The 24,479-nt window shown below is 45.6% G+C and carries 11 protein-coding genes; 5 read left to right on the top strand and 6 right to left on the bottom strand.

Annotation, left to right across the window (positions count from 1 at the left end):
* Window positions 1-49: 49 nt before the first annotated feature.
* Window positions 50-1,072 (bottom strand): helix-turn-helix domain-containing protein, encoded by a 1,023-nt coding sequence (locus tag ACOKFD_RS07635; RefSeq protein ID WP_422860693.1) that lies wholly within the window; start codon window positions 1,070-1,072, stop codon window positions 50-52.
* A gap of 436 nt (window positions 1,073-1,508) precedes the next feature.
* On the opposite strand from ACOKFD_RS07635, the gene ACOKFD_RS07630 reads away from it, so the two are divergent.
* From ACOKFD_RS07630 to ACOKFD_RS07610, 5 genes are all read left to right on the top strand, one after another.
* Complete coding sequence (locus ACOKFD_RS07630) at window positions 1,509-4,535, top strand: SusC/RagA family TonB-linked outer membrane protein (RefSeq protein WP_422860692.1); 3,027 nt, start codon at window positions 1,509-1,511, stop codon at window positions 4,533-4,535.
* 26 nt (window positions 4,536-4,561) lie between these two features.
* Window positions 4,562-5,953, top strand: a complete 1,392-nt coding sequence (locus tag ACOKFD_RS07625; RefSeq protein WP_422860691.1) for a RagB/SusD family nutrient uptake outer membrane protein — start codon at window positions 4,562-4,564, stop codon at window positions 5,951-5,953.
* Window positions 5,954-6,620: 667 nt separating this feature from the next.
* A complete protein-coding gene (locus tag ACOKFD_RS07620; protein WP_422860690.1) occupies window positions 6,621-7,406 on the top strand; it encodes a LytTR family DNA-binding domain-containing protein in 786 nt (261 codons plus the stop codon).
* Between the two features lie 99 nt (window positions 7,407-7,505).
* Window positions 7,506-8,654, top strand: a complete 1,149-nt coding sequence (locus tag ACOKFD_RS07615; RefSeq protein ID WP_422860689.1) for a serine hydrolase domain-containing protein — start codon at window positions 7,506-7,508, stop codon at window positions 8,652-8,654.
* Between the two features lie 950 nt (window positions 8,655-9,604).
* Window positions 9,605-10,033 carry a hypothetical protein gene (locus ACOKFD_RS07610; RefSeq protein ID WP_422860688.1) on the top strand — a complete coding sequence of 143 codons (429 nt, stop codon included), beginning with the start codon at window positions 9,605-9,607 and terminating at the stop codon, window positions 10,031-10,033.
* Between the two features lie 158 nt (window positions 10,034-10,191).
* On the opposite strand, the gene ACOKFD_RS07605 is transcribed toward ACOKFD_RS07610, so the two are convergent.
* The 5 genes from ACOKFD_RS07605 to ACOKFD_RS07585 form a co-directional block, all read right to left on the bottom strand.
* The gene (locus ACOKFD_RS07605; RefSeq protein ID WP_422860687.1) at window positions 10,192-10,362 is read right to left on the bottom strand and encodes a DUF6747 family protein; all 171 of its coding nucleotides are present in this window, start codon (window positions 10,360-10,362) and stop codon (window positions 10,192-10,194) included.
* A gap of 274 nt (window positions 10,363-10,636) precedes the next feature.
* On the bottom strand, window positions 10,637-11,401 hold the full coding sequence (locus ACOKFD_RS07600; RefSeq protein WP_422860686.1) for an OmpA family protein: 765 nt from the start codon (window positions 11,399-11,401) through the stop codon (window positions 10,637-10,639).
* Window positions 11,394-12,578, bottom strand: a complete 1,185-nt coding sequence (locus ACOKFD_RS07595; RefSeq protein WP_422860685.1) for a hypothetical protein — start codon at window positions 12,576-12,578, stop codon at window positions 11,394-11,396. The genes ACOKFD_RS07600 and ACOKFD_RS07595 overlap by 8 nt, the downstream gene beginning before the upstream one ends.
* Before the next feature lie 10 nt (window positions 12,579-12,588).
* Window positions 12,589-13,524 (bottom strand): PorP/SprF family type IX secretion system membrane protein, encoded by a 936-nt coding sequence (locus ACOKFD_RS07590; RefSeq protein WP_422860684.1) that lies wholly within the window; start codon window positions 13,522-13,524, stop codon window positions 12,589-12,591.
* A 16-nt stretch (window positions 13,525-13,540) separates the two neighbouring features.
* The gene (locus ACOKFD_RS07585) at window positions 13,541-24,397 is read right to left on the bottom strand and encodes a PKD domain-containing protein (protein ID WP_422860683.1); all 10,857 of its coding nucleotides are present in this window, start codon (window positions 24,395-24,397) and stop codon (window positions 13,541-13,543) included.
* Window positions 24,398-24,479 lie beyond the last annotated feature (82 nt).

Below are 24,479 nucleotides of genomic sequence, written 5' to 3'. Positions count from 1 at the left end.
TTGGGCAATCTAGTTATATGCTATATTGGAATATATAGCAATATTGATATTAAGCTTTTAATTGTTTAGTCTTTCTAAATTCTGAAGGGGTCATTCCAACATGTTTCTTAAAGAGCGTATTAAAGCGACTTCCAGATTTAAATCCCGAAATCTCAGCAATTCCTAAAATGGTGTAACGTTTAAATTCTTCGGCCAGAAGGTTTCTTTTAACTTCCTCTAGTCGGAATGAGTTGACAAAGTCTGGAAAACTTCTGTCATAATGGGTATTGACTACTTGGGATAACATATTAATAGGAATTTCAAGTTGACGGGCCATTATCTTGACGGAAAGATTTGGATTGCGATAAAGATGGTCCTTATTCATTGCTGATTCTATTTGCGCAATGTATTTTTTAAATCGTTCAGCATCAATTTGATTTGATTCATTTGCTTTCCTAAAAAAGTTGGATGTTTGATTGAGTTCTCTGTAGGATATCCAGAAAATGGGTATTCCAAAAAGCAAAGTTGAATTTAGGGGTATAAGGAAATGAACTTCATACCTGGTCAGAAGTAGTTTTAATATCAAATTGATAACAAATACCACAGTAAAAGCTATCAACATAGGCCTAATCCAAAGAGAATACAGATTCTTGGAAGATAACCTAAGACAGATATAAAGATAAATACCCAGTTGCGAAAAACCCATAAACATCCCTGCAACTTCCCACGTTTCCCTTTCAAGAATAAAGAAAAGCAACACTACAGCAAAAAATGGAACGTAATGCCATATTGCTTTAGCTGTTATATTTTTTTCATCAATAGTCGCTCGTAAATAAACATATAATGATGGCCCTATGGCAAGCATAAGCATATTTGAAAAAGGCTGGGTAAAACTTTCAAAGTGAATTTCATTGTTTAGGGCAAAAAACGTGTTCAACAAAAACATCGAACAGATAGTCATGAGCATTCCGACATGGAATGTTAAGGTACTTCGAGAATTGGATTTAATAAAGTAATTGAATGCCAAAAACAATCCTTGAAAAGCAAACAAAATATTGATAATAGAAATCCAGAAAACAAAAGAATTTTTCACTTTATAAATGTATTCAATCAACCGTTTAGAACAAATTTTTGATAATTGATAAAGAACATGTCCACAATAAATATTTAACCTTATTGAATAACAGAATTAATTTGATAATTATTTCACCATCAGAATTTAAGCCAAAATGTCCACTCTAAAAGCCTGTTAATCATTTTAGGCATACTTACGCATGTTGGTAAGGTTTTTAGGCATACTTGCGCATGTTGTTAAGGTTTTTAGGCAATAACGGGTTAGGTCATCCTATTCATTTCTTTTACGCTGCAATTGTAAAGGTTGGGTGGTGAGAGGCCTTACCAAACGAGACATTCCATTATACGGTTTTGTTCTCATTTGATTTTTTGAATTAGCACAGTCATAAGTCCCAACCGCCCTCCTTTCTCAATTGCGTTGACTCATTAAAATTTCTAACAAAACTTTAAACTCTATGAAAGTAAAAATTCATTGGATGTGGTCGGTGTTTTTGATGTTGCTTACAACGTCTACGCTGGCGCAGCAAAAAACGATTACAGGTAACGTCTCTGATCAACAAGGCGTAGCCCTGCCTGGAGTCTCTGTTGTAGTTGTGGGCACTACTAACGGGACACAAACCGATTTTGATGGTAACTATACAATTTCTGCCGCTGAGGGCCAAAGATTACGTTTCAGTTACCTTGGGCAAAAAACGGTGAACGTTACCATAGGAGCATCCAGTACGCTCAACGTGCAAATGGAAGAGGATGCCCAGGCCCTAGAGGAAGTGGTCGTGGTGGCATATGGGGAGAAATCCAGGAAGAATGTGATCACGAGTATTTCAGAAATAGACAGTAAGTCCATTGAGGATTTGGTGGTGGACTCGCCGCAGAACATTCTTCAAGGGCAATCAGCCGGTGTTCAGGTGGTCAGCAGTTCCGGTCTTGTCGGAGCGGCCCCAGAGGTCAGGATAAGGGGTACGAATTCCCTAGGAGGTAGTTCCAGACCCTTGTTCGTTATCGATGGTGTTGTTTTGGGTGATACCTTTAATACACTTACCCAGGGAACGGGACAGGGCATCAACCCATTGGCAACGATCAACCCAAACGATATTCAGAGCATTTCGGTTTTAAAATCCGCCGCTGCGGCTGCTCTTTACGGTTCACGGGGTGGTAACGGTGTGGTATTGATCACCACCAAAAAGGGAAGAACGGATGGAACCGTGACTGTGGAAATAAACACCAATGTTTCATTTTCTACCCTCACAGATTCACCTGAACTGTTGAATGCCCAAGAGTATATTGATTTTACAACCACAATCGGGTCGGTAATCGTTACAGATGCTGGGGGCGATGTTGATTTTATCGACCTTGTTACGCGAAGGGCGGTCTCGACCAACCATAATATCAGCGTACGGGGCGGCAACGACAAGGTGACCTATTTTATAGGGGCCACCCGTGAAAGCCAAGAAGGTATCCTAAACGGCAACTCATTGGACAGAACAAGTTTCAGGGCCAATGTAGAGGCCAAAGCGACCGATTGGTTAACTGCTGGAATGAATATGAACGTGTCCCAAAACAATTTCGACCGTACCCCCGCAGAAAACGAATTTGACGCTCCATACACAATAGCATTGTTGCAAAGACCGGATGTAGAGCCATTTGATGAAAACGGTAACTTCACGACCGCAGGTAACGTAGGTGGAGGGAACGTAATCGCACAAGAGCTTTTGGAGCAAAATGACCAGAACACGACCAGAATCATTGGTAACGCTTATCTGGATTTTGACCTGTCATCCTTTATAGACGGCCTCAGTTTCAAACAAGAACTGGGTATAGACAGAAACCTTGATGATGTAATAGAGCGAGATATTGAGCTATTGACACCGGGGGGGTTTGCGCGGAACAGGATTTCCCAACAAAATAGGGTCATTGTGAACAGCCTGCTTTCCTACAATAAGAACTTTGGGGAAAAGCACAATCTTAGCGCGTTCATAGGGTATTCCTTTGAGGAGAACAAGTTCAGGATTTTAAGAGGGGATGGTACAGGGTTCTTGGCGGATGCCCAACGTAATATTGAATCCGCTTCAACTTTCCCTGTGACCTTTTCCAGCGGTGATGAGACGACTTTGGTTTCTTATTTAGGTAGGGTGGCCTATGACTATGCCAATGGTAGATACCTATTGGAAGGTTCCTTGAGACGTGATGGATCTTCAGTTTTTGGGGCAAACAACCAATTTGGTACGTTTTGGTCCGCAGCTGCTGGATGGAACGTATCGGAAGAGCCTTTTATGCAGGATGTGACCTGGATCCAGGGACTTAAAATCAACGGTAGTATCGGTTCGACGGGTAACGATAGGATAACCGCTGCTACCGGTGTTTTGAACTTCTTCCCTTCTTTGGGAACTTTTGGTACCAATAATTACAATGGGGAATCTGGACTTACCCCCTTAGCACTTGCCAACCCGGATTTACAATGGGAAAGCACAACGACCTGGGATATTGGACTCTCGGCAAGCTTCTTTAACAGAAGACTATCTTTCAATGCTGAATATTACAACAGAACGACTGATGATCTTATCCTTCTCGTTCCTGTTGACCCTACGTTCAACAACGGTCTTAACAATGTGTTACAGAACGTTGGGGAATTGGAAAACAGGGGAGTAGAATTTACAATCGATGCTACCATTTTCGATAATCCGGAAGGCTTTAGCTGGACGTCCAACTTCAATATAGCCTATAACGAGAACGAGGTTGCTTCGCTACCTGAAACTGCAAGTTTGGACGAACAGGGAAGACCGTTCGTTGAACAAGTAGGTGGTTCTTTGGCCAACTCACCACAAAGAGCCGTGCTTGGGGAATCAGCAAACTCATGGTATGTAATTCCTTACATCGGGGTCAATCCTCAGACCGGTGATGCCGAGTGGTTGGGTGCCGATGGCAACCCGACAACAACCCCTACCGCTGCGGATAGAAGGATAGTAGGACAGGGTAACCCAGATTTTGTAGGTGGGTTTTCAAATACCTTTACTTATAAGAACTGGTCGTTGAGCACATTGTTCAACTATTCTGTAGGTAATGATTTGTTGCTCGCATCCAGAGGGTTTACGGAAAATCCTACTAGTGGGTTTAATAAGACCACAAGAGTGTTGGATATATGGCAGCAGCCTGGTGATCAAGCGTTTATTCCTAGTCCTAATAGCCCGACCATCAATACCTTTGCGCAAACTTCATCCGCGCAGATTGCAGATGGGTCATTTGTCAGGTTGAAGAACGTGACCTTGGCCTATACTTTACCAAGAAGCATTATTGACAAGACGTTCTTGACCAATGTAAGGTTGTATGCAACGGGCACCAACTTGTTGACCATTAAAAGTGACGATTTAGATGGTTACGACCCAGAAGCATCTAACAGAGCAGATGGGGGAGGTACCCTAGGTCAGGATTTTTTTACCGTGCCACAGGCCTCAACATTCACATTGGGTATGAATGTTACATTTTAGACGATTAAAAAATTAAAATGAATAAGATGAACAAAAATAAATTGAGTGCAATACTGGCCCTTTTAGTACTGGCAATGTCTTCATGTGAAAATAGACTGGAACTCTTGCCTGAGGACGATATTGCAGAGGAGATTGTTTTCAGCACTGAAGTCACCGCCTTGGGTGCTGTTGTCGGGATATACAATAGGGCACAACAGGATGATGTACTTAACGGGACCTTCCAGTTCATGACCGAGTGGCAATCGGACAATGTGGCCTTTGAGGGTACTTTCAATTCTTTTGAACAGGTCAGTGTGTATGCCACCTTGGCAACGAATACTTCCATATTCGGAATATGGGATGATAACTACGAGACCATAGGGGCGGCCAATTTGGTCATTGATAATGTACCGCTTGTGCCAGGGGACGACTTTACGGATGCAGAAAGGACCCAGGCCATTGCCGAGGCACGGTTCATGAGGGCTTTAGTGTATTTCAATATTTCAACGGCATTTGGCCAACCACTTCAAGTTGGTAATGGACGTTCCAATTTGAGTGTTCCCTTGGTGACTACCTCTGAGACCGGTCTAGAGCTCCCAAGGGCTACCTTAGGTGAGGTACAGGACTTTGTGGAAGCCGAGCTGTTGGCTGTGATACCTCTATTGGCTGACGGTACCAGGACCAAGGCGAACCCAGGAGCTGCAAGGGCTTTGTTGGCCAGACTGTACCTATACCAAGAAAGATGGGACGAGGCGGCCAGTATGGCCAATATGGTCATATCCGATCCGTTCTATACTTTGGCAACGGATTATACTTTTTATGACTCACCTGATAACGCAGAGCATGTATTCACTTTGGTAAACAACGAAGTAGATGGCCAGGATACTAATCAAGGATTTTCGAATCTAAGCAACCCTGTGCCTGAAGGACGTGGCGATGTACCCTTCACGCAGGATTTGTTGGATGCCTATGCTGAAGAAGCAGGTGACCTTCGTTTTTCTGAACTTAACCAGGAAGGTCCGGGGGCAATCAGTCCAAACGCAATTTTCACGAACAAGTTCCCTGATGGGATCAACCTTGCTGATGATGCACCGGTCATGCGTATCACTGAAATGTACCTGACAAGAGCCGAGGCCAACTTTAGAGCTGGAACCAGCGTTGGAGACACTCCGGTGAATGACATCAATACGCTTAGGTCAAGAGCTGGGTTGACTGACTTGGGAACCGTTGATTTAGATAACATCTTGAACGAGCGTAGAAAAGAGCTCGCTTTTGAAGGTCAGAGAAGAATGGATTTGTTGCGCAACGGGCTGAATCTAAGAAGACAGGGGCAGCCTCAGGAAGCTGCTTCAGCACCAGGACAGAATTTGACCATTTTCCCAATTCCTCAACAAGTAAGGGATTTATCACCTTTCGTTGAGCAGAATCCCGGTTATTGATAGGTTTCATTTAGCACATATAAAACAATGAAAAGGCCCAGCTTATGCTAGGGCCTTCTTATTTGGCGACTTAATGGGATACGTTGGGTATAGAGTGGTTTTCCGAAAAACACTTGTCTTAGAAAACTCTAAAACAAAATTGTAAAAATGCTTAAATAGTACCCTTTGAAACAGCCTATTTGTAAGACAACATTTTATATTGAACTTTTCCAAAAGATATAAGTCCTATTCATGCTCTTTTTTAATTGTCTCACTTGTTGACACTTTATAGGAAATTATGGGTTTACATTATATCTAACAAGGTGGTATTGGCACAGTTTTACCCAAAAAAACGTTTGTACTATAAAGTACAGCGTCATGCAACTTGAGATTTGGTACGGCCGAGTGAAAAAGGTCTGGTAGACCTTTTGAAGTAGGAGCGAGGTGGTGCGTTGGCCAAGTTGGTACTGCACTTGCTGAAATCTCTTCTAAAAATCTTCTTTAAAAGAGGTAATTGAACACTTTTTACACGCCCCGACAAGCTTGTCCGCCGAATCTGTCTTTGACGGAGAAAAAGGAGAGTAGGGGAAGCGTAATGTAAGTGGAATCAAAATTTTATCTTCACTGCAAATACATATTATTTAGTTTGAAAAATTTTGACTATTGGAGGGTGTTAGAACCACTAATCTTGGGCGCAATAGCAAACATTGTGATAAACTATATTTTTGACCCCGAGAACCCAGATTTTATTATAGATGAGTTTTTAGTAGCCTTTATATGTGCTGTGTTGATTACAGAGATAAACAGAAAAATCAATATCGTTCTTGAAAAGAGATTTAGCTGGACCCATAGTTTTAGCCAACGGTTCATTTACCATCTAATGTATTTGACAGCCGCCCTAATCTTTATAATTAACGTTATTGGGAATTTATATTTATGGTTTATTGGTGATGGTTTTCATACGCTTAATGAACTTTTGGTCATTAACTTTAGCGTTTTTATTCTTGCCTTTTTGTTGACAATTGTTAAATGGGCCACCCATTTTTACCATAATTGGAGAAAAACGGAAAATTACCTTACCGATTCCAACAAGAAAATCGATGAACTAAAATCTGAAATTGAGCAATCAGGGCAACAAATAGAATTGTTGAAAGGAAGAGATTTATATAGAATTGACATTAAGAAAATACAATTGGCAACAATCGAGAATGGCATTGTCTGGGTATATTTTGAAGAAACCAATAAAGGAGTGTATCAGGGGACATTGAATAGTTTAAAAGCAATCCTCCCTGAAATTTTGTTTTATCAGGCAACCCGAAGCACAATTATAAGAAAAGATACCATACTTGCCATATCTTCAGGTACGTACGGAAAGATTGACATAAAACTAAGAACTAAACTATTTGGCAACAAAGTTTTGACCGTGAGTCGACCCAAAGCATCTCATTTTCGGAAATGGTACAATAGCAATTGAGCTATCATTTAATAGCAATTCAAGAGATTTGATAGGTTTTCATGAGTTCAAATACACATTCGCCCATTTCTTTGTTCAGCAATGATAAAACAAGGAATAATGAAATCATGTAAATCAAAACTCATCACAACATGCTTGATTATACTTTCAGGTGTTTTTATTCAATCGGCGATATCTCAGAAACCTCATCAAAAATTCAACAAAATTCAAAAATATATTGATGCTGCCACGGCAGAAAAATTGGTTGGAGTGGTAATTTACATTGAGAGCCCTAAATATGGAAAATGGATTGGTGTTTCGGGTTATTCGAATCTAGAAAACAGAACACCCATTAAAAAGAAGGCTATTTTTTCATTGGCCAGTATAGGAAAGACCTATACCGCAGTTGCGGTGTTAAAACTTATCGAGGAGGGAAAACTGTCATTGGATGATAAAATAAAAGAGTATTTGCCCCAAGAAATTGTAGATGGCATTCCCAATGCACAAGAGGTGACCATCCGACAGCTTTTGGGGCATACTTCCGGGTTTCATAATTACAACAGACATCCTGTCTTAAATGAGCTATATCTAACCGGAAAATTAAGATTGGATACATTAACACACCTAAATGCTTTGAGGAGATATGCGTATGGGGTTTATCCGCATACAAAACCGGTGGGCACATATCAATACAGCAGTACCAACTATCTCTTATTAACTATGATAATGGATAGTATACTTCCTGAAGGCCACGAAGCATACCTGAGAAAAAACATTCTGGCTTCAAATGGATTTTCCAATTCGTATTACAAAGAAACACCACCTAATAATTTAGTGGAGCACTACGGCGATATCAATAAAGACAATGTTATTGAAAACCTCTCACAACAAACTATAGAAACTACGAATTGGTATAGTGGAGATGACGGTATTTATGCCCCAATTGAAGAAGCTGTTGATTTTCTTCAAAAATTAATGAGAGGTGAAATTTTAAAAGAAGATACTCTTAGCAAGATGATGACCTGGAATGACACCAAAAAACCTGACTATGGGTTGGGGCTAATGGCCGATAAAGGCATTCCATACAAGTTTTTAATAGGGCATTCTGGAAGAGGCATAGGCATAACTACAGATTTATATTATTTTCCAAAACAAGATATGACTGCTGCCATTTTTTGTAATACGGGGCTACGCTCAGGGACCAAAGATATTTCGGAAGCCTATTACAAAATGCGGAATAAAATTATGATGAAGTTGTTTGTATTTTAATCAATATCGGTGTCGATATAATAGGCATACGCGAAGTTGTGTTGTACCGCCTTGTGTAACTTGAACTTTGGTACGTCATAAAAAGGGAACATTTTAAAGTACATTCTCCCTTTTTCGAAACTAAGGGATGTCCTTTTAATAGTTGATTTAATAGAACTTGGTTGAGCTTGAAATCCGAGGGAATGCTCACTAAGAACGACACTAGGGAAATTCGAGAAGGCCTACTGAAAAAATGGAGAAAACCAGCTTCTTCCAAATCAATACAAAAGGTGAGCTCACCTAAATCATCGCGGCACTAGATCATCTCCTAAAGACCGAACGATGAAAAGCGGCCCACCCCCGACAACTTACCCGGAGTGGAATAAATTCATTTAGATAAATGGTCCGGTTACAGGGTTGGCAGACCGCTTTGCTCTTGGTTGCAATGTGGAAAGAAGATTGAGATTTAGGTTGCAGTCGTACAAACTAGGAAGATTAAGCCATCAGTACAAGTAAGATTCCTACAATTCGACAAATGGTATTCTCATTCTTGAATATTATCAAACAGGGCACGTATAAAATTTGTAAAAACCCTCCACGGCTTTGATATATCTGAAACGGTACCAATAGAATATGTCTGGTTTCCATTTGTCATCAACTATGGTCAATGGCCTTTAAGGTATTGTAGGGTACTGAAGAACGTCGGTTTTAGAAAACACCCCGATCCAAAGCAACCATTTTCTTAGTTGGAAATCTAATTTATGGAGAGCCTTCTCAGTGCACGAATTAAGGGAAATCGGATAGCCCTCGGCGAAAGTTTTTTTTGATTTAATCAGGGATGGAGCGGATAGTTTTAACGTAGTGGATTGATTCGCAATGCAATGTCCATTGATGTTGTGGCGAAAACATTGCGGGAGATGGTTACAGGGCAGCATTGATGTCCTGACTTGTTCGCGAAAATTTTTAGCACTATGACCCTACAAAAAACAACAGAACCGACCTATGAACAACCTATGATGATTTACGGGAAGCGAATCATTGTTACCTATAACTATGATTGGATGGGACATACCCCCGATGTACATGCACCCCCACCAGTTTCCGTAAAAATGTATCCCGGGAAGAAGACCTCCAAAGATGCTCTTGTCCAGGACTTTGACCGGGCCACGCCCCATGTTCTATTCGTAATCCGAGAATACTTGAGCATAGTGGCGGACAGGTTCCAAGGAATAGAATTCGAATATCAATGGATGAACCATTCTGTCAAAATTAATGAATACACTGGAAGGGTATCATATTGTGAGGCTGAATTGAAATGGTCTTACAAGGATTCTTATTATCCCAAAACAGTTTTTAAGAATAAAACCCTCTGTCCAAGTCCTTATGAATGGGCACTTTAAGAAACCCATTGGATGGTGGGTTGATCAATTGTTTTCCTGTTAAAAACGGGCGGTATCGAAAAAGTTGATTTTACGGACTTTTGTCGTATTGATGTCTTATGGTCAGATAAGGCGAGAAAATCACAATAATTGTCACGTAAAATTCAAATGGACATTGTTTAATCCCAAGCAAATCCTGTCAACAATCTATAGCAAAAGGCGTACAGGACCATTGCGAGCAGAGCGGTGCAAATCCAAAAGTAGATTTTAAAACCATTTTTAAGAATCCTGTGTCCGAGGTTACGGAAGGCCTCTGCATAAATCTTTTTAAAGAGTAAAATTTGGTCCATAAAAGTCTGGTTGTAAGTTCGGCACAAACCTACGCCCATCATTCGCATTAAAACTTTCCTCTCCGATAATCGGTTTTAATTTTCGGTAAAACATCAAGTTATTGGTTTGAAAATCCCTTGGTCAACGATCACCCAAATTTCAGTTTGGATAAAGTGTTGGATTTAACCGATAAGTGCCTACTGTTCCCATGAATCTCTATATAAAATAGAAATACGAATTGGTCACATCAATTCCTAAACTTTTTCAGCAATGCCCTGAAAGTGGTCATCACCATCAATCCAAAGAAATAACTATGAACTCGGATCTACGGTTAATATCGTGCTCTGAATTCGTGCACCTTACTCCATTGGAACAGTGGTTGAGTAGGTTCTTTTCCCCGTACCCTATCGCGCTCTCTATGCGATTGCCCTCTATCCCTTGGGACACAATGTAGTTGCCCGTGGACTTGGCGCGACGGTCGGACAGCTTTTCGTTGTACCTATCACTGCCCCGTGAATCGGTATGGGATTCAATCTTGATGACCATTTTGGGGTACTCTTTCATGACCTCCACAATTTTATCCAGCTCTTGGGCCGCATCAGCCCTGATATCCGCTTTGTTGAGATCAAAATAGATGTCGTCGATCTTAATCTTCAACACCCCATTTTCCATAACTATCAATTTGTTCAGTTCCTTGGTCATTACCAGAGGGACATTGTTGGTCTCTCCTAAAATTTTTCCCGTTCTGAATCCCTTGGATACCCCATCATATCCCTCTTTGGAGACCTCAATGGAATAGCTTTCCTCACAATCCAATATGTTTTCAAAAGTAAATGCACCATAAGCATCCGTATTGCCAGCGGCAATCAATGATCCATCTATAGTCTTTAATTCAACTGTGGCATTGACCACAGCTTGGTCATTGGCCTTTCTGAGTACGGTTCCCTGAACAAACTGTTCGCATTTGGGCTGCAAGCGTTTAAAGGAATAAATATCGTCATCACCTGTTCCTCCTGCACGGTTGGAGGAAAAATAGCCTCGGTTGGTAGCTTCATCCACGATATACGCAAAATCGTCCTTGGGACTGTTGATTCTCCGGTCCGAGGTTCAAAGGAGGTGAAAAACCTCCTCCCAGTTCGCTCTCAAAGATATCAAGTGCCCCCAGTCCCAAATGGCCGTCCGAGGCAAAATACAATTTTTCATCCGTTACAAAAGGGAACATTTCCTTGCCACTGGTATTGATAGTGGGCCCCAAGTTGACCGGCTCTGAATAATTTCCAGTAGGGTCAATGGATACGTAATAAATATCCGTTCCACCGAAGCCACCGGGCATATCGGAAACAAAGAACAGTTTTTTGCCATCTGGACCCAATGCGGGCTGTCCAGTGGAGTAATCCCTATTGTTGAAGGGAACTTCGTCGGGAAAGGTCCAATACCCTCCCTCCAACTGTGAACGATAAATTTTAAGGTGATTGGTTCCTGTACTGTCCCTTTCCAAATGGTTTGTGTTATAATTGTTCCTTGTAAAGTACAAAATGGTACCTTCTGGATTGAAGGTGGCCCCTGCCTCATGGTATTTCGTGTTGATACCATTGCCGAATGCCCTGATATCCACCAAATCAGTGCCCAATTCCACGGTATCCGCCTCATAAAGGTTGAGATAGGGCTGCTGGTTCCATTCATAGACCCTGGTATGAAGCTTCATAGTGTCCCTACTGGAAGCAAAAACAATCTTGTCCCGATAATACATGGGTCCAAAATCGGCCAAGTTCGTATTCAATGACAAATGGGTAACCACGAACTGGGGCTGTCGGTTCCGCAGTTCATCCAAGGCAAGGTCATTGTCATTAAACTGGGAGACCTCAAAATCATCCCCATTGAACTTTTCAGCGTAGATTTTCATCAGTGCTTTGGCGAGAGGATAGTTTCCAACTCCCTTTAACGTATGGATATACCTGAAAATGTATTTTGCAGCCAGCCTTTCCTCATATTTGGAGAAGAGCTGACCATACCATTTTACGGCATTGGACATATCCGAGTTATAATAATAGATATCCCCCAAGCGTTGCAGGGTTTCCTGGGAATCGTCCCCTTTTTTTGCCAAGCGTTCATATTCAGCAGCAGCTTGGATGTAGTGATAATTGTGATATTTTTTTTCCGCTCTTGAACCCTTTTCTTGGGCAAATCCAAAACTGAAGATTAATAATGCCGTAATTATATGGATGGATGTTTTCATAAATTTTTACTTAGTAGAATCTTGGGGATTTTAAACGCTTTTCCTGTGTCTTCAATTCGAAGCGGAGAAATACCTCATGGGTACCGCTATTGAAGTTCCTTAGATCTGTTGTGGTGCGGTCATAGGCATATCCCACGTTAAGGGTGGGCGATATCTGCAGACCCAAAAGGCCGGAGAAGGAATCGTCCCAGCGGTATGCTATACCGGCCGTTACCGTTTCACGGATCATAAAGTTGGCCGATATATCGGCTATGATCGGGGCGCCCGGCACCCACTTGACAAAGAATGCGGGCTTGAACTTGATGTCGGCCGATATGTCCCTGACCAATCCACCGATCAAAAAGTAATGAAGGCGTTCCGTGGCGATTTCCTGGGTCGTTCCGTCATAGTGGTCCTCCGAAAAGAAATTGGGGATGGCGAAGCCCAGATAGGCACGTTCGGTATGGTAATAGGCACCGGCCCCCACTGTCGGAAAGAACCGGTTCTCAATATTGTCCTGAAAGGCCACATCGGGATTCCGGAAAAGTCCTTCCGAAAAGTCCACGTTAAAAAGGCGTCCACCTGCTTTAAGGCCAAAAGAGAGCCTTTTGTTGTTTTCCCCTACTTGGATACTATATGAGATATTGCCATCCAAGAACAGTTCGTTGGAAGGACCAAGTTCATCATAGGTGGCAACGAGCCCCAAACCTACTTTTTCGCCAACGGGGCCATCGATCGCCAAAACCTGGGAAGTGGGCGCTCCATTGATGCCCACCCATTGGGAACGGTGCATTCCCAAAATTGACAGGTGCCCTCTTGAGCCCGCATACCCTGGGTTTACGGACAAAGTATTGTACATGTACTGTGTGAACTGTGGATCTTGTTGTGCTTCCAACTGAAATGATATCAGTACGAACAGAATCAAAAATGCTTTTTTGAACATTGTTTTTAATGGTATTGTTTTCATAATTGCCGATATCATATTAACGATTGATGTATAGCCAGTCCGCAATGGGCTGTGAACCATCGCCCAGGTCTAAAATGTAATAGTAAGTGCCCACTGGCAGGAACTCTTCCTTCTGGATGACCGCCCGTCCGTTGGAAATTCCAGCGAACTCATTGCTATATCCCTGGGCCTGGAATACCAGATTGCCCCATCTATTGTAGATTTTCAAGTTATTGTTGGGGTACCTTGAAATACAATCGATCTCAAAGGTCTCGTTTACCCCGTCCCCATTTGGTGAGAACTCATTGTAGAATACCAGACAGGTCGGTTCGATGGATGCAGTATCCGAATCGTTGGCGGTATCCATATCGAACTGGTCCACAAAGGCCAGTTGGGCCACATTGAGGTAATCCTCAATATCCAATACTTCCACCGTTAAGGTCAATGTAGCCGTCTCACCTCCATTTAGGGTGTCAATTTCCCAGAAGCCTTCAGATGCATCGTAAGTACCTAAGGTGGCGTTGGCGTTGATAAATCGATATCCACTGGGCAATTGCTCCTCGATACCGATGTTGGTTGCCGGCAATGTACCGTTATTGGTCGCTGAAATGGTAAAGTTGATTTCATTCCCAATATTTGGCCTTGCATTGTCAACGGTTTTTGCCAAAGCAATGTCTACCGATTGTGGTATAATTGTTATACTTGCCTCATCATCATCGGGAATCCCATCCGCAAGGTCGTCCGCATCAAAATCCGATGTAGCATCACTGTCTGGGTCGGCTTGGTTACTGGCCGTGATATGGACTCGATTTGTATATTCCCCGTCGGTCCCAGTTGGTACATTTACCCGGGCCAGGATGACCAAGGTCTCAGTAGTACCATTTGGGATGACCCCATTGGTATTCCAAACACCCGTAATTTCATCATAGGTGCCCGCCGTGGCCGTGTGGGCCTCATAAGTAAACCCTATCGGCAAGAGCTCACTGACCACAACACCGGAGGCGTTGCTATCGCCACTGTTGGTCAAATTGATTGTGAACTCGATCACATCACCAACATTTGGTTCCATATCATCAACTATTTTGGTGATGGAAAGATCGGCCAAGCCTGTTGGTTCCGGATTCACTGTATCCTGATCGTCCTCAGAGTTTAGGTTGTTATCGGGTGAAGAATCAGGATCGAAGGTGTCCAGGGCAATCAACTCCGCTGTATTGCTGTACTCTCCATTGGACAATACCGTTGCAACGATCACCAAAGTCTCTGTCGTGCCATTTGGAAGAGAGGCAATATCCCAAGAGCCAATGATCTCGTCATAGGCCCCAACGGAAGTGGTCGCGCTTACGAAATCATAACCACTGGCCAAAATATCCTCGATTACCAATCCCGTGGCATCACTTGGACCGTTATTGGTAATGGCCACGGTAAATGTGATATTGGTACCCACTGATGGAGCGAGGTTATCCGCTGTTTTCACCACAGAAATATCTGTGATAACACGAGGTAGGGTCACTTGCCCATCCTGATCATCTTCATTAGGATTATTGTTATTTGGGGTCGAGTTCGGGTCCGACTCATTGATCGCGATCAATTCCGCCTTATTTGCATAGCTACCGGTTGTATTAATGCCCACTGTGATATCCAAAGCAGTATCGGTATTGGCCGCTAAACTTGCCACATCCCAGATGCCACTTGTAGGGTCATAGGTGCCCGCCCCGGTATGCGATACATAATTATATCCTGTCGGGAGCTGGTCCAATACCAGGATTCCGGTTGCCTCGCTTGGGCCATCATTTCTCAAATTCAGTGTAAAGGTGATTTGATCCGAAACATCCGGAAACTCATTGTCCACTGTTTTGGTCAAGGAAACATCGGCCAAGGGAATTGGGACAGTAGCTGCCTCGTCATAATCATCTTCTGCAAAAATCCCGTTTCCAGGAACAGAATCCGGATCAAGGTTATCGGAATTGGTTATTTCCGCACTATTTATATAAACTCCCGTCGGGTTTACAGTTGCCTTTATTTTAAGCGTTTCCGTTGTCCCATTGGATAAGCTTCCATTCAATTGCCAAGCTCCTGTATTTTGATCATAGTTCCCCGCTGTTGCTGTGTTTGAAATATACCTATAACCGCTAGGTAGCAAGTCTTGTACGATTACGCCCGAAGTCTCACTTGGTCCACTGTTGGTAACATCAATGGTAAATTCCACTTCGTCGCCGACCAAAGGTGTGGTATTGTCCACAGTCTTTACAAGATCAAGGTCCGATACTAGGACAGGGGTTGGCTCAATAGTTGCCTGGTCATCCTCCGTATCATCATTGTTGGCTGGAAGGGAATCAATATCATCTTCATTTAGATCGGTCAGTTCCGCGGTATTGGTATAAATCCCATTGGGCAGGACCGTTGCCTGGATGGTGATGGTCTCAAAAGTGCCATTGGGAAGGTTTCCTACCGTCCATGAACCATTGAGCGGTTCGTAAGTACCCACAGATGGTATCGCCGAAACAAATTCATAGCCGGATGCCAACAGATCGGTCACTACAACCGTGGTGGCATCACTTGGGCCATCATTGGTCACGGTGACCGTAAAGTTGATGTTGCCCCCTATGTTTGGAGTATTCGTATCGGCTGTTTTGGTGACGGATACATCCACAAGTTGGCGTGGAGTGACCACCACTTCATCTTGGTCATCTTCGGATGGTGTGGTATTGTTCGGAGTGGAATCCTGGTCCAATTGGTCATGGGCAATAACTTCCGCGACATTAACATAGTCCCCGGTAGTATTGACTGAAACCGTAATGTTCAGGATTGCGCTGTTCCCATTGGCCAAACTTGCAATACTCCATATCCCGGTTCCGGAAACATAGGCTCCCCCGCCATCATCGGACACATACGCAAAGCCCGAGGGCAATTGGTCCAAGACCTGTATTCCCGTAGCTTCGCTGGGGCCTTCGTTGGTAACCGTTAGGGTAAAAACCACATTGTCATTGACATCAGGTGTAGTGGTGTCCACTGACTTCGTCAGGGCAAGGTCCGCCACCTGTATGGGTGTCACCACAACATCATCTTGGTCGTCCTCGGCCAAAATATTGTTGTTGGGAGTGGAATCCACATCAAAAATGTCCGTTGCAATAATTTCGGCCACGTTGGTGTAGTTACCTGTGGGATTGACCAGAACATCGATTACCAAAGTTTCGGTACCCCCGGCTGAAACGTCTCCTACCTGCCAAATACCTGTATTTTCATTATAAATTCCCGAGGTGGCACTGTACAGGACAAAATCGTATCCCGAAGGGAGCAGGTCTTCCACTACTACATTGTCAGCGTCCACACTTCCCACGTTGAATACCGTAATTTCAAAGCTGATCTCGCTGCCCACCAAAGGTGTGGTATCGCCATCAACAACTATTTTGGTCAGCTCCAGATCTCCAATGTTCGGAAAGACCTCCAATGTGGTCTCATCATCATCATCCCCATCACCATTTCCATCTTCATCAACGGTATTGTCGGTGGTTGGATCACTGTCCGGGTCAAATTGGTCACTTGCCGTGATCTGGGCACTGTTCACATATTCATTGGGTGCACCTGTTGGTGCGTTCACCGTTGCCTGATAGGTTACCGACGTACTTCCGCCATTGGCAAGTACGGTCAACCCAGCCCACGATGCCGTGTTCCCAAACAAGGAACCTCCATTATTCACTGTGGTCAAGGTATATCCACTCGGAAGAATGTCCTCCAATGCCACTCCCGTGGCCACGTTGGGCCCAAGGTTGGTCATTGTCAAGGTGAACGTGACCGTGTCCCCGACATCTGGTGTTGTATCGTTGACAGATTTGGACAAACTCAGGTCTGCTTGTTGTGGAACTATGGATATGGCATCCTCATCGTCCTCGCTCTGGTCCCCATTGTCGTTATTGGGTGTACTGTCCGTATCAAGTTGATCGGCCGCCGTTACCTGGACCTGGTGCACATACTCGCCAGAGGTGCCCGTGGGTTCCAGTACTTCCGCATCGAACGTCAAGGTGAGGGCATTGTTGCCAACCGGTACGGTAAGACCTGACCAGTTGATTGCCCCACCGCCAAGAAGGCCACCATTGCTGATTCCGGTTATGTTTCCAAATCCGGGAGGCAATACATCCTGTATGGAAACCCCTGTGGCGGACACATCGCCCAAATTGCTTATGTCAACGGTAAAGGTCACCACGTCCCCGACATTGGGATTTGAATCACTTACATTGATGTCCAGTTCCAAGTCAATGACCTGCGGTTCAATTACAAAGAAATCCTCGTCGTCCTCGCTCTGGTCACCGTCATCATTGAAGGGTTCACTGTCCGGGTCGTTTTGTTCACTGGCCGCGATCTCGGCAATGTTCAAATATTCGTCGGGGAACCCATTGGGTACGTTGACCGTTACTTGATATGAAACGGTGGTACTACCGACCGGAAGGGAGGCAATGTTCCAACTTAAAAAAGTTCCTGCAATGGCCGTACCCCCATTGTTTATCGTGGTCAAATCCAATCCCGAGGGTACTTCATCTTCCAGGACAATATTGGTCGCTGTATTCGGTCCGGCATTGGTCACCGTCAGTTCGAAGGTGACCGTATCCCCAACATTGGGAGTGGCACTGGATGCCACGGAAATATCTTTGACAAGACTAAGGTCTGCGGACTGTAGTGCAAATGCGGCACTGTCCTCATCGTCCTCGCTCTGGTCCCCGTCATCGTTATCGGGGGTACTGTCGGAATCCGGAAGGTCGGACGCGGTGATCTCCCCTGTTGTCGCATAACTGCCACTATCGTTGATGGTCACCTGATAGTCAAGGTCCAGGGTCGCGCCATTGGCCACATCCAGACCGCTCCAGGTAATGGTTCCACTGCCCGGGTTGTACACACCACCATTGGTGATGCTTCCCGCAACAATGTCCATTCCGGAAGGCACTTGGACCACAACTTCTATCCCGGTCCCGTCACCGGTCTCTACGGCATCGTCGTTGAATACCGAGACGGTATAGTTTACGGTATCGCCCTCATTTCCGTTGGGGCTTGAATTGTTGATGCTCAGTTCCAGGTCGATCTGTTCAAGGGATACCTGTGCACTGTCCTCATCGTCCTCGCTCTGGTCCCCGTCATCGTTGTTTATGGAGCTATCGGGGTCGTTCTGGTCGCTTGCGGTGACCTGTGCCGTGTTCAGATATTCGTTCGTTGCACCGGTCGGTGCGTTCAGTGTGGCGGTGAAGCTTACGGAAGAAGAGCCACCGTTGGTCACCGATAGCCCGGACCATGTGATGGTGTTTCCGGACTGTACGCCCCCATTGTTTATGGTCGCGATGGTGTATCCCGAAGGGACCACATCGACAAGGCTTACCCCTGTTGCACCGTTCGCTCCACCATTGGAGACCTCCAGGGTAAAGGTCACCGTTTCCCCAACACTTGCTGTGGAGGGAAGTACGGTCTTGTCCAAACTAAGGTCTGCGGACTGTAGTGCAAATGCGGCACTGTCCTCATCGTCCTCGCTCTGGTCCCCGTCATCGTTATCGGGGGTACTGTCGGAATCCGGAAGGTCGGACGCGGTGATCTCCCCTGTTGTCGCATAACTGCCACTATCGTTGATGGTCACCTGGTAGTCAAGGTCCAGGGTCGCGCCATTGGCCACATCCAGACCGCTCCAGGTGATGGTACCGCTGCCCGGGTTGTACACACCACCATTGGTGATGCTTCCCGCAACAATGTCCATTCCGGAAGGCACTTGGACCACAACTTCTATCCCGGTCCCGTCACCGGTCTCTACGGCATCGTCGTTGAATACCGAGACGGTATAGTTTACGGTATCGCCCTCATTTCCGTTGGGGCTTGAATTGTTGATGCTCAGTTCCAGGTCGATCTGTTCAAGGGATACCTGTGCACTGTCCTCATCGTCCTCGCTCTGGTCCCCGTCATCGTTGTTTATGGAGCTATCGGGGTCGTTCTGGTCGCTTGCGGTGACCTGTGCCGTGTTCAGATATTCGTTCGTTGCACCGGTCGGTGCGTTCAGTGTGGCGGTGAAGCTTACGAAAAAAGAGCCACCGTTGGTCACCGATAGCCCGGACCATGTGATGGTGTTTCCGGACTGTACGCCCCCATTGTTTATGGTCGCGATGGTGTATCCCGAAGGGACCATATCGACAAGGCTTACCCCTGTTGCACCGTTCGCTCCACCATTGGAGACCTCCAGGGTAAAGGTCACCGTTTCCCCAACACTTACAGTGGTAGGGAGTACTGTTTTGTTCAGGCTCAAGTCCGCGGATTGAATGGTGATGCCCGCAGTGTCCTGGTCATCCTCTGAAGCAATATCGTTATTTGGTGTGGAATCAGGGTCAAATTGATCACTGCCCGTAATCTCCGCAGAATTGTTATAATTTCCACTTCCATTGACCGTGGCATCAAAGGTCAGGTTCAAGGTGTTTCCATTGGTGACGGAAAGATTGGACCAATCAATGGTAAAATTACCTGGATTGTACACCCCATCGTTACTGACGGTCCCCAGAACCAAGGTATACCCATCCGGGATTACATCCCTGACAGCAATACCTGTAGCATCAGAGCCCGCAGAGACATCATCATTGAATAACGAAATGGTAAATGTTACCGTATCCCCGGGATTAGCTGTTGTGGGACTAACCGTTTTTGTAAGTTCCAGATCGGCCAAGCCGTCAATGGTGATTGTGACCGTATCACTCTCGTCCGTACAGATTCCGTTCGAAACTGTCCATTGAAACTCATAAGTTCCAACATCTGTGCCGATAACATCTGTTGTTGGGTCGGTATCATCGATAAAAGATGCGGTAGTGGGTCCCGAAAGCTGTGTCCAGGTTCCTGAACCGACCGTTGGTGTTGTTGCACCTAAGGTGACCGGTGCAAATTGTTGCAGATTTTGATCGGGACCGGCTTCTGCGGTAACGGGTTGCGAAATAATTTCAACTTCCATGGTATCGGTAAGGGAACAACCTCCATTGGTCGCGGTCCATGTAAATTCATATATGCCCGGTTCCAAATCCAAGACCAACGAACTGGGGTTGTTGGCCGAAGTAATGTTTGCTGCCGTTCCAGGGTCCGTTACACCCGGACCCGCTGTTTGGGACCAATTGCCCGTGCCCGTGTTCAAGGCGACCGCATCTAAATTGGTCTGGGTTGCATCACAGAACTGTTGGTCGGGACCGGCATCTGGCTCTGAAGGTGGATCAGCTGTAAAAGTGATATCCACAGTATCCGTGGACGGTGCACAAAGTGAGGGTGATGTAAAAGTGGTTCCATTGGTAACGGTCCAGGTGAGCTGGTAAGTTCCCAAAACAGTGATATTCGATAAAGTCGTGGTCGGGGAGTTCGGGCTATCTATAACCGCAGCTCCCCCTGAGGGGTCTGTTGAGAACGTCCAGGTACCTATACCTACTGTTGGGGCCGTTGCGTTCATCTGCACGTCCAATTGACAGGCGCCCGGTTGGTCCGCACCAGCGTCGGCCGTTGATGGTGCTTCAAAGACCTCTATACGGACAACATCGGCGGTATTGGCACAGTTGCCCGATTCAAAGTTCCATTCCAAAATATAGATACCGGGAACCGAAAGACCCGATAAAGTAGAGGTAGGGCTATTCGGCGAATCTATGGTGGCGGCACTCCCTGAAGGTTGTTCGGCAAACCGCCATTCCGCATTGGTAACATCCACTGGGGCGGTATTTCCCGCCAACGTAGTCTGATCGGGAACGGCAAGGTCGCCCTGACAAAGTATTTGGTCCAGACCTGCATCTGGATCTACTGACGGAGCTGTACTGGATACTACGGTAACTTCATCAAAAGTAGAAGTACATGAACCTCCATAATCCGTTGTGAACCTAAATATATAGGTGTTTCCGGGGGTGATGGTCACTTCCGCCACATTGCTATTGGCAGGATTTTGGTTTATTGTTGCTGCCGGAGCACCATTGGCAGTTTGGGTCCAAGTTCCTGTAGATCCAAAAGTGGCCTCAAGCAAAAAATTTGTTGTTTCACAGAAGTTCAGGTCCGGTCCCGCATCCGCAGGAACAAAGACATCAACGTCCAAGTCTGCAAATGTGGTGGGACAGTTGCTATCTCCTACTATGGTCCATCTAAAGGTATACGAACCAGCGACCAAATTGGTAACGTTGGTATTGGAATCGTTCACATCCGCAATGGTCGGGGTATTTGGGGCACCGGAAAGCAGTGTCCAAAACCCGGTCTCCACATTGGCATCAAAAGCGTTTCCAGACAAGACGGTATTGGTAGCGTTGCAGATTGTTTGATCGGCTCCGACCGAGGCCGTTGTGGGCGGGATTCCTACGGACAGGGTCACTTGGTCCGAATCGGTGGAACAGCTTCCATTATCAACGGTCCATTCAAAAATGTACTGTCCAGAGAATCCAAAGGTGAACTGTGCCGTGGGGCTCGTGTCATCATCGATGGTGAACCCACCCGGTCCGGATACTTGTGTCCATTGCCCGCTACCTGTGGAACTGGTGGCCGCCATGGTAAAGGTATCGGAACATGCCGCTTGGTCCGGTCCGGCATCTGCCGAGGCTGGAACGCCAATGGTGATCTCCACATCATCAAAGGTGGATTGGCACCCTGCCTTGGAAATGGTCCATGTAAGGACATAACTTTGTTCAACGGCAATGTTGGCCGTAGTATTGAACAATGTGGCATCGGTAAATGAAATTCCTGTTGCAGGGACAGCGGTCCAAAGGCCCGTTTCGCCGGCCTGAGGCGCATTTCCAGCCAAATTGACCACCGTTGTGCCCGTGGCCAGACATTGGTCACTTCCGGCATCCGCCAAGGTCGGGCCCGAGGTTCCACTGGTGGTGACCGTTACCGTATCCGACCCGGGGGCCGGACAAGTATTGTCATTGGGATTTTCTATGGTCCATCTAAGAACATATGTCTCGTTGGCGTCATCCAATCCGGAGACCAGGGTATTGGGATCGTTTGCGTCGGAAAAGACAATACTGGCCCCTATGGGAGCACTGTCGACTGTCCAAGTTCCCACCAAATTGTTTGTGGGAACGTCCCCCGCCATTTGGACCGGGGCCCCAAAACAGACCAAACCTTGGTCGGGTCCGGCATCGACGACAATCGGTGCATCCGAAGAGACTTCTACCGTAACGGTAGCCTCCGCAGAAGGAGCACATACGTTTCCACCGGAAATGCCATATTGAAATTCATATATCCCAGGTACCAATCCTGATATACCGGTGGTCTGGTCAAATGGATCATCTATGGTAGCGGTGTTCGGGCCACTTAACTGTGACCATAATGAACTACCGGTGGCCACTGTATTTCCAGTTAAAGAGGTTGTGGTCACGTTACAGGCCAATACCTGTCCCGTACCGGCATTGGCGCTTGTCGGGGTAAGTGAAATCGTAACATTGATGGCATCGGTAGCTTCATCGCATCCTGTCTGTACCGATCCGCTCACCGCTCTTCGGAACAAAACGGTATAGGTGCCCTCGACATCAAAATCGATGTTCAAAGGGGTACTTCCGGTGTTTTGAAAATTGTTGGAATTGACCAAAGTGGATGAAGCGGGGCCGCTCACGATGGCGAAGGTATTGGAACCATTGCCGGTAGTTGTAAAGGGAATATCCACTTCCGTTTGGCCACATGCGGCAATGATATCGCTACCACCGTTGGCCGTTATGGTTATCGGATTGGTCGAATATCGTATTGTAGTGCTCGCTGAATCATCACATCCTGTGGTGGCGTTGGTGATGGTATAGGTGAACACATACGTACTGCTGCCATCCAATCCAGAAACCTGTGTGGTGCTGTTGGATGGGTTTAAAATACTGGCCGCCGGCCCTGAGGTCTGTGTCCATTGTACGGTTTCCCCTGAAAACTGGGGCTGGGACCCTACCAAGGTCGCCGTGGTTATACCGGGATCACAAAAACGTATCGTGCCATCCTGGGTACTCGCATTGGAAATATCCTGGGTTGCCTCGTCCACGGTAATGGTGACCGTATCCTGACCGGAAGCACAGGGACCTACCACGGTCCAGCGCAGCACATAGGTTCCCTCGATGAGATTGGAAACTGTGGACCTATTATTGTTGACGTTTGAAAAATTTGGTGTACTGGGCCCACTTACAAAGGACCATGTACCGACCTGACCGTTGATATTGTTCCCGCCAAAACTGCCATCAAGGATTGTCGACTGGGTCACGGTATAACAATTGTCCAGATTTTGGTCAGCGCCCGCATCCACTGGCTGTTCACCCCCAAAGTTGGTCACGGTCATGGTATCAAAGGACTCACAGTTTTGTCCCGGAGCATAGTCCGGTCCCGTAATGGTCCACCTCAACGTGGTGGTACCTGCACTCCCTTCCGGCAATGTTATAGTGGATGTCGGGGAGTTGGGGAAATTTATGGTGACACCGGCACTGTTTCCCCCATCAATGGTCCAAAGGCCTGTTTCACCCGGATTGAGTGGGGTATTTGCAATGATCGATATGTTTCCCGTACTGTCGGGACATGAGGCCACATCTTGCCCGGCATCCGCAATGGTAATGGGCTCCACAGTGATATCTACATCTTGGAACTGGGTGGTCCCATCGGTACAGGTTGCCGTCAGCCTAAAGGTATAGACATTTCCCCCTATCAATCCATTGATCGCTGTGTTGAGATCTGAAGGGTCCGCTATGATCACTGAGGGACCCGCTACCTGGGACCAGGTCGGCCCGCTTTGTACAAGACCGGTGGCGGAGCCCGAAAGGTTAAAGGGAACGTTTTCACAGATGGTCTCGGGAACCCCGGCGTTGACCGAGCAATTTTGCCCAAAACTGTTTTGAACCGAAGCGATCAAAACAACGAAAAATACAAAGATTAACTTAAATTTACCTGACAATGGAAACATAATGGTCAATGTTTAGATTACAATACTTGTAAGAATTTTCAAACATATCTTTATAAAGACAAACAGCCCATATAATGTTGTC

The organism is Flagellimonas ulvae (assembly GCF_049333175.1).
GTDB lineage: Bacteria > Bacteroidota > Bacteroidia > Flavobacteriales > Flavobacteriaceae > Flagellimonas.
This window is presented reverse-complemented; position numbering and strand designations above follow the sequence as displayed.